The organism is Clostridium beijerinckii (genome assembly GCA_003129525.1).
Taxonomy (GTDB): domain Bacteria; phylum Bacillota; class Clostridia; order Clostridiales; family Clostridiaceae; genus Clostridium; species Clostridium beijerinckii_D.
On record CP029329.1, the window covers coordinates 78579 to 93248 of the forward strand.

General features: G+C 26.9%; 12 protein-coding genes and 1 riboswitch. Of the genes, 1 reads left to right on the top strand and 11 read right to left on the bottom strand.

The features are described from left to right. Nucleotides 1-771, bottom strand: a complete 771-nt coding sequence (locus DIC82_00360; protein AWK49634.1) for a transcriptional regulator — start codon at nucleotides 769-771, stop codon at nucleotides 1-3. 263 nt (nucleotides 772-1034) lie between these two features. Continuing rightward, nucleotides 1035-1916, bottom strand: coding sequence for an amino acid ABC transporter substrate-binding protein (locus DIC82_00365; protein ID AWK49635.1), 882 nt, complete (start codon nucleotides 1914-1916; stop codon nucleotides 1035-1037). Nucleotides 1917-2211: 295 nt separating this feature from the next. On the opposite strand from DIC82_00365, the gene DIC82_00370 reads away from it, so the two are divergent. Then, complete coding sequence (locus tag DIC82_00370) at nucleotides 2212-2508, top strand: hypothetical protein (protein ID AWK49636.1); 297 nt, start codon at nucleotides 2212-2214, stop codon at nucleotides 2506-2508. A 140-nt stretch (nucleotides 2509-2648) separates the two neighbouring features. Here the strand turns inward: DIC82_00370 and DIC82_00375 are convergent, their stop codons facing one another. The 9 genes from DIC82_00375 to DIC82_00415 all read right to left on the bottom strand — a co-directional run bounded on the left by DIC82_00375 (nucleotide 2649) and on the right by DIC82_00415 (nucleotide 14622). Continuing rightward, nucleotides 2649-3659, bottom strand: a complete 1011-nt coding sequence (locus DIC82_00375) for an ABC transporter substrate-binding protein (protein ID AWK49637.1) — start codon at nucleotides 3657-3659, stop codon at nucleotides 2649-2651. A gap of 3 nt (nucleotides 3660-3662) precedes the next feature. Next, nucleotides 3663-4406, bottom strand: coding sequence for an ABC transporter permease (locus tag DIC82_00380; GenBank protein AWK49638.1), 744 nt, complete (start codon nucleotides 4404-4406; stop codon nucleotides 3663-3665). Continuing rightward, nucleotides 4403-5155 carry an ABC transporter ATP-binding protein gene (locus DIC82_00385; protein AWK49639.1) on the bottom strand — a complete coding sequence of 251 codons (753 nt, stop codon included), beginning with the start codon at nucleotides 5153-5155 and terminating at the stop codon, nucleotides 4403-4405. The genes DIC82_00380 and DIC82_00385 overlap by 4 nt, the downstream gene beginning before the upstream one ends. Nucleotides 5156-5266: 111 nt before the next feature. Next, nucleotides 5267-5368, bottom strand: a riboswitch (TPP riboswitch). Nucleotides 5369-5460: 92 nt separating this feature from the next. Then, complete coding sequence (locus DIC82_00390; protein AWK49640.1) at nucleotides 5461-6435, bottom strand: CPBP family intramembrane metalloprotease domain-containing protein; 975 nt, start codon at nucleotides 6433-6435, stop codon at nucleotides 5461-5463. A gap of 406 nt (nucleotides 6436-6841) precedes the next feature. Further along, nucleotides 6842-8641 (bottom strand): GTP-binding protein, encoded by a 1800-nt coding sequence (locus DIC82_00395; GenBank protein ID AWK49641.1) that lies wholly within the window; start codon nucleotides 8639-8641, stop codon nucleotides 6842-6844. Nucleotide 8642: 1 nt separating this feature from the next. Next, nucleotides 8643-10424, bottom strand: a complete 1782-nt coding sequence (locus DIC82_00400) for a dynamin family protein (GenBank protein ID AWK49642.1) — start codon at nucleotides 10422-10424, stop codon at nucleotides 8643-8645. A 5-nt stretch (nucleotides 10425-10429) separates the two neighbouring features. Further along, nucleotides 10430-11119: a hypothetical protein gene (locus tag DIC82_00405; protein AWK49643.1), complete on the bottom strand. Its 690-nt coding sequence runs from the start codon at nucleotides 11117-11119 to the stop codon at nucleotides 10430-10432. Continuing rightward, on the bottom strand, nucleotides 11109-13634 hold the full coding sequence (locus DIC82_00410) for a dynamin family protein (GenBank protein ID AWK49644.1): 2526 nt from the start codon (nucleotides 13632-13634) through the stop codon (nucleotides 11109-11111). The genes DIC82_00405 and DIC82_00410 overlap by 11 nt, the downstream gene beginning before the upstream one ends. Nucleotides 13635-14004: 370 nt before the next feature. Then, nucleotides 14005-14622 (bottom strand): hypothetical protein, encoded by a 618-nt coding sequence (locus tag DIC82_00415; GenBank protein AWK49645.1) that lies wholly within the window; start codon nucleotides 14620-14622, stop codon nucleotides 14005-14007. Between the last annotated feature and the right edge of the window lie 48 nt (nucleotides 14623-14670).

The window sequence follows — 14670 nt, forward strand, 5'->3', positions numbered from 1 at the left end:
CTACTCTTTCACCCAATAACTACTACAATCATTTGATCTTTCAATAAATCCATATTCTATTAAAGCTCTTCTTATAGTTGCATAATCCTCATATATTCTCTTCAGAATCTTATTAATATCTTTTTCAGAATAGATTTTATCTTTAGAAAAATTCTTAGCTATTTCTTCTAATACAATAATCTTTTTCTTTTCTTTAGCCGGATAATTCTTCAACCCTTTGTTCTCATCCATATAATTTTTAATCACATCATTTTTTTCTTTATCAGTTATATTATATCTGTCATCTAAAGTAGTTGCTGTTTTATGAGCATCACATATAATTTCCTTTTCCAACTTATTAATCTTCTTATTTGTATCTTTTGAAAGCAAATCCATCATGGCTAGAAATAGTTTTGCTTGTTTTTCTTTTTCTCTTAACTTATAACGGTGATTTCTAATAGTTGATGCAGCAACTCCAAGCTTTACTGCAACTTCTTTATCAGATAATCCTTGAGATATTAATGTTATTAACTCTCTTTGAACATCTGATACTCCTGTAAAAGCTGAATTCATACCGAGTAGATATTCAAGCATCGAACTATGCTTTTCCTCAATATGAATTTCCGTTGCTCTTCTTGCATCATACAATTCTGATTTTATTTCATATATACGTCCCTTTTGAAATGTTTCTTCACAAACTATACATTTATACTCCTCATCAGTTTCTATATAACCCTTTTTGACTTCATCTATTGTTGCACTCCAAAATAATTCAATTGATTTTATATCCATAAGACTCAAATCCTTTCAATATCAATATAATTCCTAACCTAATTATACTTATTTTATATAATTTGTCTATATATTTATAAACTTTTTTATATTTTGTTTATCAAAACTACATACATGTATAATTGTGCACAATATAAAGACCAGCAAATAATCTGCTGGTCTTGTTTCTTAATAAAAGAAATTAGATATTATATTACTCCATTAAAGCAATATAATATCTAATTTCCATTTCTTTATTTTTCACATTCTAATAATACCCCAAATTATTCACCTGAAAGATGACCATCTTTCACTGAAACAAAATAATTTTCATCTAGCCCATATTTTTTAAGAATTTTTAGAATTGTTTTATCAATTTTCATGTCATCAATTTGTTCATTCACTGCGTTTGCTAAAGTAGTATCACTTTTTCTAACAGCTGCAGCTATCATTCCAGGAGCTTCTGGTTCATATGGCTCTAATATCTTTAGATAAAAGCTCTTATTCTTTGATATAAGATATTCTGCAAGTATAGAATCAGTTATAGCTGCATCTATTTTGCCAGTATTTACGGATGACAATAATTCAGATTGACTTTCAAATATTATTACGTCTTTTACTAAACCATCTTTTTGCCATTTTTGAGCTAGCTCTAAGAAAGCGGTTCCCTTTAATGCTCCTATTACTGCATTTTTTAAATCTTCTTTGAAAGCAATTCTTGAAACTTTAGGAACAATAATAGCTTCTGATTCTTTATACCATATATTTGTAAATAGTGCCTCTTTTTTACGGTCATCTGTAACGTACATTCCACTTGTTATCATATCTATATCTTTATTATTATTTAATTCCACTAATAAATTATCAAATGGAACTTGTTTCATTTCAACTTTATTTATCCCAAGTCGCTTTGCAACTTCAACTATAATTTCTGCATCTATACCTGCAAACTTATTTGTTTTAGGATCTATATATGCAAATGGTACATCATTTGATGAAGCAACAGTTAATACCCCTTTTTCTTTTATTGATTCTAATCTATCGGTTTTATTAACATTGTTTGATATCTCAGCATTACTAACTCCTGTACCAAGACTAATTATTATTACAATATAATTTATAACAATAATAATTAAAACCAATAATTTTTTGCATATTTTATGCATCCAAATTTCCTCTTTTCATAACTATTGTTTCTATAGATTATATTATAAAATAGAAACTTATTATTATTATCTTAATTTCAAATCTGAATTATTCACCAAAATATATTTCTTTGAATGTTACTCTAAATCCTGCTAGATGAAATATTCTAAGCTCTTTTACTACATCTAAAACAATTGTAAAATTTTCAAATTCAAACATATATTTTCACCATTAAAAAGAGAATAAAATCTTGTTTTTATGAATTAATTTGATATAATTTAATCATAATAAGCTAATATGCAAGAGGAGGATTTTATGGCACAAAACCATATATGTGAATTATGCAATAGAAATGTTTCTATCATAACTAAACATCACTTAATTCCCTTACAAAGAGGCGGAAAGAAATTTGAAACACTTTCTTTATGTAAAACTTGTCATACACAAATTCACGCTCTTTTTACCAATCGAGAACTTGCAACACACTATCATACTCTTGAATCATTGAAGAGAGATCAAAAAATTATTAAGTTCCTTAGATTTATAGCGAATGTTCCTGCAGATTCTCATGTAGAAATAAAAAAATCAAGACATGTTAGGGTAAGTAGTTAAATATATGTTTAAGCATTTTATATATGAAAAGAAAAAGCACTAATCATCACAAGATTAGTGCTTCAAGTTTCACTTGATATTTAATATAGAATACTGAAAAAATAACAAATCAGTAATCTAATCTATTTTAAACTATATACCTAACTTAAATTTTCAACAATTTCTGATGCATTAAATGACTTCTTAAGTAATCCTTTTTTCACAAGCCAATCTATATTATCTTGCCATACTTTTGTATCTTGAGATAAGAATTGTGCATCTTTTGTTTCCATAACAGGAATCAAAGTATTAAAACTCTTCTTTTCAACACTTTCAGTAAGTGGGAAGTTTTCTGCATTTTGGTTTTCCATTAGTATTTTAAGTGATTCATCTGGATTAGATTTCATATCGTCAAAGCCTTTTTTAGATGCTCTTAAAAATCTTTCTATTTTATCAGAATTCTTATTAAGATTATCTTCACCTGCAACAAATACAAGTTCATAGTAATTAGGAACTCCATATTCAGTTGGTGAGAAGTAATTTAAATCAAAGCCTTGTTCTTCCATTGCCGGAACTTCATGATTTACAAGACATCCTATAGTTGCATCTACATTTCCTGTTGTCATTGAACTCATAAGATCAAAGCCTACATCAACTGTTTGTGCAGATTCCTTTTTCTCTCCTACATTTTCAAGCATTGTAGAAATAATAGATTCCGAAAGTGCTGTTCCACCATATCCTATTTTCTTGCCTACAAGGTCTTTTGCACTTTTGATATTTTTATCCTTTAATGAAAGTACTACGCTTAAAGGTGATTGAACAATTGTTCCAACAGCCTTTATAGGAATATTTTCATTTCCTCTTGCCATTACTGTATCTTGTAGATAATAAATTCCAAGGTCAGCTTTTCCAGCTGCAGTAAGTGCTATTGCATCATTTGAATTTGCAGGAAACTGAATATTCACCTTTAATCCTTCTTGTTCATAGTATCCCTTTTGTATAGCTGTGTAAATAAAGCCGTGAACTGCATTAGGATACCAATCTAAGACAACACTTACCTCCTCAAGTTCTTTTTTTTCATTTGTTTCTGACTTGCTAGCCGTTTTATTACAGCCTACCATTGCAAACGTCATTAAACATGACATTGCTAAGGCTAAAATTCTTTTTTTCATTAATTAAATCTCCTTCCTCCAAGTAATTACTTTTTTCTCGATTATATTTACAATTGCAACTACAATCATAGCTGCAACTGAAAGTAACACAATTGGTGCAAACACACCTGCTCCATCTAATTGACTCATCATTCTTTTACTAAAATATCCTAGTCCACTTTGTGCTCCAAGCCATTCAGCTATTGCTGCACCAATTATACTAAGTGGTATTGCCATCTTTATTGCTGAAAAGAAATATGGTAATGCAGTTGGAATCTTAAGTTTTATGAAAATATCTTTTTTACTTGCACCATAAGTTATTAAAAGCTCTTCCATTTCTCTTTTTGTAGATTTAAATCCATCATAAACTGTTATAGTTATAGGAAAAAATGTTATTAATATTGTTACCAAAACCTTACTCCATATACTATATCCAAACCAAAGCACAAAAAGAGGTGCAATCGCTGTTGTTGGTATAGTTTGAGATGCTATTATAATTGGATATAATGCATTTTCTATTTTCTCGTTCATATCCATTAAAACAGCAAGGGCTAATCCAAAAATAATAGAAATAATTAGTCCAAGCCCAGTTACACCCATTGTTGCTGGCAAATGTATCATAAATAAAGGTTCGCGAAGCATCCATAATTTCGCTAAAATTTGTGTTGGCGATGGTAGTATGTAATGAGCATTTATTATCATTGCAATGATTTGCCAAAGTCCTAGTAACACTATCATTAATATGATTGATGGTAAGTTCTTTTTCATATATCCACCTTCTGTCTAAGTCTACTTATGAGGCTTTCTTTTAATTCTACAATTTCAGGTTTTTGTAAATCACTTCTACTTCTTGGATAGTCAAGAGGAATTTCGATTCTTTCCATATGAGTTATAGGTCTATCCTGAATTATAAGTATTGATTTTGAAAGAAAAATGGCCTCTTCAACATCATGAGTTATAAATAATATTGTTTTATTAAAATGCTTCCATTCTTCTAAAAGCCATTCTTGCATTGAAATTCTTGTAAGAGAATCTAAAGCACTAAAAGGTTCATCTAAAAGTAATAGTTCAGATCCTGTTAAAAGTGTTCTTGCAAAAGATACTCTTTGCTTCATACCCCCAGACAAATCCTTAGGAAATTTATCCTTATAATCAGAAAGTCCAACTTCTTTAAGAATCTCAAGTACTCTATTTTCTCTATCATTTTTTTTAATCTTCTGTACCTCCATTGGAAGAGATAGATTTTCACCTATTGTCCTCCACGGAAAAAGTAAATCCTTTTGAGGCATATAAGCACTGTAATTTTTAATATTTTTTATAGAATCATCATTAACAAGAATTTCACCACTCTGCATTTTTTCCAATCCATTTATTAATCTAAAAATAGTACTTTTACCGCAGCCACTAGCACCTATAATTGAAATAAATTCACCCTTTTTCACAGAAAATGATAAGTTTTTAATCATTGTATAATCATCTTCTGGGTACTTAAAAGTAACATCCTTAAATTCAAGCATTGTTATCATCTCCCCTTAAATCAATTAACACAAAAAAGCCTTCCATCACAAAGATAGAAAGCTTGAACTATTTCTTATATAAATTCACCATTTTTCAATGCAAAATTAGTATAATAGACAAACTCACTTCCCTGCGTTGGTTCTAACCACATCAGGTTCAAAGGGTTAAGCTAGTAGCTCTCTCAGCTTTTTAAGGCACCCCTAGGAATAATTTCACTTAAAATTATATAATACTATGGAACCAATGTAAATGTATTTTTATTACAATTACCATTTACTCGTAAAAATAATAGCTAATTCACATTTTATGAAATAGTAGTAATACCACTTACTACAAAAAATAAATCAATAGCAATTATTATTACTGTTGTGATAGAAGTGAAAAATCTTAACATTATTCCTTTTTCCATTCTATTATTTTGTAGCCATTTCATAATATTTTTTTTATTACGAGTAAAAGCAATTATTAATATAATTATCAAAATAGCAGTAATACTAATATTTAAAATGTCACCTGCATTTTTACTTAAATGAGAAGTTATTTGTGATGTTACTTCAACAAAAGTATTGTTAATCATATGTAATATAATAGTTAATTTAATTGAATATTCTGTAGCTAAATATCCTAATATAATACCAGCTCCTATTGCCATGAATATTTGATAAAAGTTACCATGCATCATTCCAAATAGTATTGATGAAACTAATATAGCAAACCATCTTCCATACTTCTCAAGGCTTCTAAGAACAGCTCCTCTATAAATAAATTCCTCAAATATTGGTGCTATTATACAAGTATATATAATCATTGATATTGTTGATTCATTTAATACATCTAAATCCTTTAATGCCGGAATAGCAGTTAATCCTATTGTATTAAGTACAAACTCTAATCCCTCTACGAACAATCCCAACATATTGTTTACTGATAATAAAATAATACAACCTAAAATTACAGTTTTTAAAGTGAATTTTTTGTTTTCTACCTTTAGATCATACTGAAAGAATTTCTTTCTTCTATAAATTAAGATTGGGATAAATGCAATTAAAACTGCAATAATACTAATTGTACCTAAAAAACTAGGTTCTTGAACTATTTTCTTTAATTGTTCCTCGCTCATATTGGGATTTATAACCACTTGCATTATCATAATACCTATCATAATTCCAAAAATAACACCATTAGCAATTAATTCTTGCATGATCAGAGTAATTCCAAGCTTATTAAAATCTTTCTTCATTAATTTTTTAATTACTTTCGATTCATTATTATCAGTCATTTATTTCACCCCTATTTTCTTTGTTTGACTCATTTTCTTGTATATCGCTTTTTATGAAAATGTAGACACTTTATATCTTATTGTTATAACTTGATTGTAACTCGTCCCTTTTCTTAATTCATAATTCTTCTCCGCATGAAAAACTCTTAATAACAGTTTCTATATATTCTATTATTTTATCTCGAAATAATGCTTCATCATCACATACTACTATACGTATAATTTATAACTCACTTTCAATAATTTACATCAGTTATTCTTATTCACTATATTACTACATAATGAATTTTAAATAAAAAGTAACTATTCATCTATTAAAATATCTGAATAGTTACTTTTTTGTTCTTAGATATCTATCGAACTTTTAAGCTATACTTATACTGTGAATATCTATATAATTCTATTTTTACACAGATATAAGTAAACATTTATGTAATAAAAATTCTATTTCTTTTTTATATTTAACTAACTCATCTGAACTTATATTTTCTAATGCCTTTTCATTTGTACTAAATTCTTCACTTAGTTCATCAAATAAGGATATTATCTCCTCTTTATTTGTTTCTTTCAATTCATCCAAGTATTTTCTTATGGCATACTCAACATCATTGGCCCAATTATCTATAGCTTCCATTGATATTTCATTTATTTTTGTTTGCCAAGTTAATGAGTCATATAAGAAAAATATTGAATCTGTAAAAACATTTAAAGATTCTGTGATTCCTTTTACAGATGTGGCTTTTATGGTTTTTACTAAATGATTTAAATTATTAGTTCTTACTCCAATAGATGTTCTTTCTAAAACATTTGTAAGCTTCTTTAAATTTTTGCTATATGAATTAATCTTTTTAACTTTTCCATTATTTCTTTTAGAAGCTTTTCTAAACATTTCTCCCATAACTTGTTTTATAGTGTCCCCAATATGTTTTTCTATAATGCCTTCCATAACTTTAGTATATGAAGGAGTATTTATCCTTACCTTATTTTCTAATTTAGTAATTTCTATATTTAACATATTATCAATAACTCTATCTAAAGAAATAATTTCATCTTCAATGTAAGTTAATAAATTTTCAGTTTGTTCATTTGTAAGCTTTGGTACATAATAATGTTGCATTAGAGCAAAAGTTTCTTCTTTCATAGACCATTTGCTTTCATCATTTATGTATTCTGTAATTAATTCTTTAATCTTAAGATCAGACTTATCTATAAGCTTTATAGATTTTATTTTTATTCTTGCAAAAGATTTATCTATTGTTTCTAATATATTTTCTTTTTTATCTAAAAATTCTTTAATTATATTTATTCTTTCTTCTACATTTTCTTTCTCACCTTCAATATTGGCAATTTTAGAATTAATCTTTATATCACATTCACCCAATATGTAATCTTGATAATTTTTCAATATTTTTGAAAGTTCTTCCTTCTTATTAGGATCATTGACCCTTTCATAAATATAATCCCAAAGTTTTTTTGTCTCTGGATTCTTTTCACTACTACTTTCTATGAAAAATGATTTTACATCTTTGTGTATACATTCATTAACACTTTTTTTGATTTCACATATTCTCTTATTATCCTCTTGAACATCTTTTGGACACATGTTTATAGCTAAAACAACTTCCACATTATCATTTATTATTTCTCCAACATACTTTAAGAATTGGAAATCATCATCTCCAAGCCCAACTCTATAAGAAACAACATAAACAATAAAATCACTTTCTGGTATAAAATCTTTTAAAATTTCTTCATGCTCACTTATAAGAGAACCATATCCAGGAGTATCAAAAAGTCTCATTCCATTGTAGTTAGTTTCCTTACAGTTTCCAACATATTTTAATCTATTTAAATTTTCATTTGGTTTTACTGTAAAGACATCAAACTTATCCTTATCTAAAACTTCAATACTTGAATCCTTATTTATTGCTATAAAAGACTCTTCTGAGTCGCTATCTATAACAACTTCAGTAACAACTCCTGTAGTTGGTTTAACACTTTCAACTAATACCCTTTTATCAAATATACTATTTATTAAAGCACTTTTCCCTGAGCTCGTTTCCCCTAACATAACAACATAATGAGCTGGATTAATTATTCTCTCGTTTACTAATAAATTTTTAGAAGTAATATCTTCATTTTCAATTATATTAACAACTTTATCAATTCTTTTTTGTCTATCTACACAACTTTTAAAAAAATCCATTTTATTTCTCCTTTTGGCCCTCTAGTCCATTAATTAATCCATTTAAAATTTTCGAATCCTCTTCAAACTCTAAAATATGGCCTTCATTATAAGTAACTTCATATTGCTTTTCTATAACTTCCATATCTTCTTTAAAAGTTTTTTCTAATTTATTTTTTAATTCTTTTATAGAAGCATCTACGTCATTACCTTTTGCTCTTAAGTCATCAATGATTTCTGACTTTAAATAATTTTCTAAATCTTCTATCATTGGCTCTAAATCTCTTATTGTATAACTAGCTCTATTTTCAACTATCTTTGTCCTTATATGTTCTCCTATGAGAGAAAATGCTAGACTTATTCCCATCCCAACAAGAATCCCTGCTGGTCCTCCAAGTATCCCTATTGCTCCAATTGTCCCAACGACTCCAGTTGATACCCCTAGTACTGTAGGAAGTGACTTCTCATATTTAATTGAACTCTTTTTATTAAAAAATGATATATTCTCATAAGTTCCATCGAAACCTTTTATTGTTATATCTTCAAGTTCACCATTCAAATTTTTAACAAGTTCACTGATACTAACTAAAACTTCATCCATAATATTATTAATTGCTTTATCAGAAGTTTCTTTATATATTAAACTAAGCCTATGTCCGTCTACTATTCCCTTATTAATAATTCTCCTTAGTTCTAGTCTTAAATTCTCAATATTTTCTTTTATTATTTTCGAAGAATTTTCAATAATATTTTCCATCTCATCATCAGCATAAGCTCTACAATTTCTTATTTTTTTCTTATTTTCTGAAAGTATCATTTTAATTTCTTTAATTTTCTCTTCTTTTTCCGAATCATTTTGCTTACTTTCATTTAAAGTTAAGCTTTTATACGTATCTATTCTATCATTAATATTTTTTAGAGCTTCATTAACCCTTTGGTTTAAAGCATTTATTAAGTCCTTATTATATTCTTTTGAAATATTCTTTATCTCATCTATAACATTAACTATTCCAGAGTTTTCATATAACTCAACATCTTTAGTAAATTTAGCTTTAACTGCTTCATAAACATTTACTATATTAACATTTATTTGTTTTTCTTCATTATGAGCATAACTTATGCTACTTAATACCCCTTCATTATGTTCTTTTGCTTCATTTGCATCGTCGTAACTTTCATCATTCCACTTGTTTTGAACAAATATTGTATTAGATAACTTTGGCCATAATGCATTTATGAAATTTTTTTCTGTTCTTGTAATTGGAGGGTTAGTCCTAATCATAAAAATCCCAGCTACTAATTTATTTACATATTCTAATGTAGTTCTTTGATTTTCTGGTGTTAAACTTCCAACACCAGGTAAATCTACAAGGACAATGTTATCCTTTAAAACATCACTTTTGTTGTATAATACTATTTTAGATACTTGAAGATTATTTGCTCTATTATAATCATTATGTACATATTTCTCTAAGTTTTCTATATTTATATTTTTCTTAGTTCCATTTAGATAATGTATTATAGCTTCATTAATATTTTCTCCATATCTCACTTCAACAGGTACACAAGTTGTCTCATCAACATCAGTAGGCAAAATATTATCTTCCATTAAAATAGAATTCAAAAAACTGCTTTTACCTGCACCTTGAATACCGAGTACTGGAACAATTATTTCTTTTTTATTTAGATTTTCAATAAAGTGCTTAAAGTACTCCTTATAATCTATACCTTGGTTCTCAGACTTAAGATACTTTTCTAATAACCTATTAAATCTCTCATCTTGTATTAAATCCATATACGTCATGGTTTTTATCTCCTCTTCCCAAAAATCCTAGCAAAAAATGACTTATTTCCCCATTCTACTTCTTGTTGCATACTTTCCATTTTAGTATTAATGTCACCTTCTAGCTTATTTATAAGTTCTATTAATATATCTTTATCTTCTATTTTATCATTAATATGATTAATTTTCTCTAGAATTACCTTCTTATTATTATCCAAATTATCTTCCATAGATTTTTCTAACAACTCTACTTTTTCCTCAATAGAATTCTCCATTAATTCTACCTTTTCTTCAATCTTATCCATATTAATATCATCTATTTTATTTAAAATAGATTCTTTATTATTTGCTGCATCTTTTACTACTTTTAAGCCTAAAATAGCCAATCTTTCTTCTATGGATTCAAAAAGTACCTTATTTTGATCCTTTACCATATTGCTAATAGCTGCCTCTATGGTGCTCTCTATAGACTTTGTTATTTTCAATATATTATTATTTAAATCTTCAATCTTTTCTTCAAAATCTTCTTCTTGAAATTCTTGAAAATTTCCTTTTAAATCATTAATTTTCTTTTCAAGAGGTTTTAACTTTTCTATTACATCTTCTGACATATTCCTAGACACCTTAGAAAGTGAATTTATCATATCCTCTTGAATTTCGGTCATTATATTTTTTGTCACTTCATCACTTTGAATTAAAATTGATTTATTTTCCATAGTTATTCTCCTTATTTAAAAAATAGCTTAAAATTTCCTCTAAGGTTTCTTTTTCCTCTTCGCCTCTACATAATGGATTTGCAAATAATATTTCTTTTATATCTCTATAATCACTTATTATAAAATTATAATTTTCTTGCCCTTCTATTAAAGCCATATTGTATATTGGATTTTTAGAATTGATTAATACATATCCGTCTTTAGCATTATTAAATCTATTTTCAATATTATTTTTCAGACTACTAACATCTACTAAAAGTTCCTTTATGTTATTAGCATTTACAAATACCTTCCAAGAGTCTATGACTAAATTTATCATCAAATTTTTATTGTCTTTTATAAAATAATTTAAACTCATACTCTCTAATATTTGCTTTTTAGAATTTCCTATTTGAATTCCATTAAATATAATAAACATATTGTAAGGTTTGTCTTTTATTTTCTTTAAATCTGTATATAAATTAAGTTTATCTGCACAGAATTCATAAACAATTATTACATTATTAAAGCTATATATTCCTTCTTTTTTTATGACTTCACATTCTTGTTCATTTAGATGAATTCCTAGAATTCTCGAAACAAATTCTACACATGAATCTATATCCCATATCCAAAAAATTTCAGTAGTTTCTTCCTTTATTTTTTCTCTACTTCTTTCTTTTATATAATTCCCTAATAGCAAATAATTTCGCTCGAATATTTCATTACTTAGCTTATAAATATTATATTGTGTCTTTGAAATAGAGTACGAAACTCTTTCCTGTGTTTCATATTTATCATCATTTATTGTTATCGCTAATTCATTTTCTTCATAAGTTTTTAACTTGATAAGTTTATCTATAAAACTTCTTAAACTCTTATTTACATCTTCTATATCATAAAGCTCAATATTTTGTTTTTTCTTTTCTTCATATTCCTCTGCTCTTTTACTTACTTCATCATAAAAAATATTTATGGACTTATTATATTGGGTACTCCATTGTTTTAATATATTCAGATATTGTATATTATTTTGATTACATACATTTTGCGCTATATCTATAGTAGCCTCTTTATCCACTACTTTCTCATCATATTCAACTTCCTTATAGCCCCATTCTCTGTCGAATATATTAGAAAACAATCTCTTACCTTTATTAAATATGCCTTCTTTTTTAAATAATAATTTTTTTTCTTCATACTTATGCTTAACATCTATGTTCTTACTTTCAATACCCGGAAGAGAATATTCAAATCCAGTATCTAAATTAAGCTTTTCATATATTTCATTCTTTCTATTTTCGCATTCTTTAACTATATTTAAAATATCACTCTCAATATATAGATTTCTATTATTTATTCTTTCTACTATATCTAAATAACTTTGCAATTCTTCTGAATATGAATTCCTAATCTCATTTATTGTATTTGAGATTACTTCTTCAATTTCTTTAATCTTTAATAATATTATTTCCTGTGCATTTTGAAAATTTTCTGCAAATGCATTAATATCTCTGACTTTTACATTTTTTAATGCTTCTATTGTTTTTACATCATTTCCACTTATAATCTCTCTATCAGTAGTAATTATGCGATTAATTCTTTCTTCAATGCTAATTGCTCTCTTTGCATTAATTTGAGGAGTAATATTATCAACACAAGCTTCTATTGCTCTAACAAAGCCTTCAACATTTGAACTTTTATATAGTTCTTTATCTTTATTTATAATTCCCTTTAACCCATTAAGTGCTGAAATCTGAATAACTTCAACGGATTCACTATTATTAATCCCTTGCCTCAAAAGATTCTCAGCTCTTTTTTTATGCTTCTTTAAAATAATAGATTTGTCTTCTTGTACTATTCCATTTTTTCCAACCTTTTCTTCTATTGAATCTATCATATTTTGTGCCAAAATTATTTGCTTTTCTTTTTCATCTACAATTTTAATCTTTTCTACATTGGTTTCATCACTATTTGCCTTAACTGTAGTCAAAAATATGCAAATATCTATTGTTGGAAGCAATATTTCTAAAGTTAATTTTTCATGATTTTCTAAATTCCAAGCATCTAACCCCGGACTGTCTATTATATGTATATTTTCATCTAATAAAAAATGCGGTGTTTTAATATCGATTTGAGTAACATTCAACCTATTATTAGGATTCTTACTCTCATCTGCATATTCTTCTATAACTTTTTCATTTAAATTACTTCCTTCTAATATTTGTGGCTTTTTATCTTTAAAATAAATAGTAGCTTGTCTATTTTCTCCCTTACATGCAGTAATTATAATACTAGAACTTGGTCTTATGGCCATTGGTAAAATCTTTTCACCTAAAAGTGCATTTACTAAAGTTGATTTTCCACTACTTGTTATACCCATAATGGCAACCCTTATTATATTGCCCTTAAATATATTTTTTCTCTCTTTAAACCATTCCACATCTTTATTGTATCGTTTTCTTCTATAATCATTTTTTTCTAAAACTTTTTTTATTTCATTAATTGTATTTAATATATAATTATCTTTTTTCATAGTCTTCTCCATATTAGGCATATGAAAGAAAATAACGAGTCCAAAATGCCATGATTATTTTTCATCAGGCAAGGAAGTAAATTGGCCTCATGGCAAGCCTATTAGGGCACTTTGCTGACGCAGCATGGTGGAAAATAGGCTTGGCAGATGGACTTGTTATTTTTTTGATTATGCCTTAACTCTAAATTATTACTATACTTCCTTGAAGCTTAACTTATACCTATTCCTTACTATTTATATATTAACATAACTACACATATTTATCTAAAGGGATATGAAATAAAATATCAAAATATACCCAACTAGAAATGAAGGTCATGCGGTTAATGCATGACCTTCATTTCGGTGGGTTATATTTTTAATTGTGTGTCTATAATTGAGTTAATTTCTTTACCTTAAATTTATCTTTTACACTTATAACTTTAATTTGTAAATTATTAAGTAACTTGGATAAACTCTTTATTTGATTTATATATTTTATATCATTTTTTTTAACTAATTTTATTATCATTTTAATTATATCTGATTTTTCTTCACTATTTAATCTAATACCATTCCCTATATACTCTCTATTAATATAAATTAAAGTAGTCCAAATTTGTTCATCTGCTATTTTATTAATGTCCATTAGTACCCAAGTGAAATCTTTTCTTCTTGTATTTGCCGGATATGCCTCTTTAAAAAACTTTAAAAAAGTATTTTCTATTTTGGGTTCCTTTATAATTACATACTTTCCAAGCTGAGCCTTTAGCTCATTTTGTAAAAACATAATAGTATTAGGTTTAATTTGATCTGCCATTTTATCAATACTATCATAAATTAAATTATAAGTTTTTTGAATTATCTCAGGATCAATATTTTCTTTTTTAAGAATTTTGGTAATATCTATGTATTCTAATATGTTTTTCTTACAATTTAATTCTTTGTTATATAATTTTTCCCACAGTTCCTCTGCACTTAAATTTTCTAAGCTTATGTTTTCTTCCATATTTTCGCCATCCTTTTTTTAATATATATCTATTATAACCTAATTCTA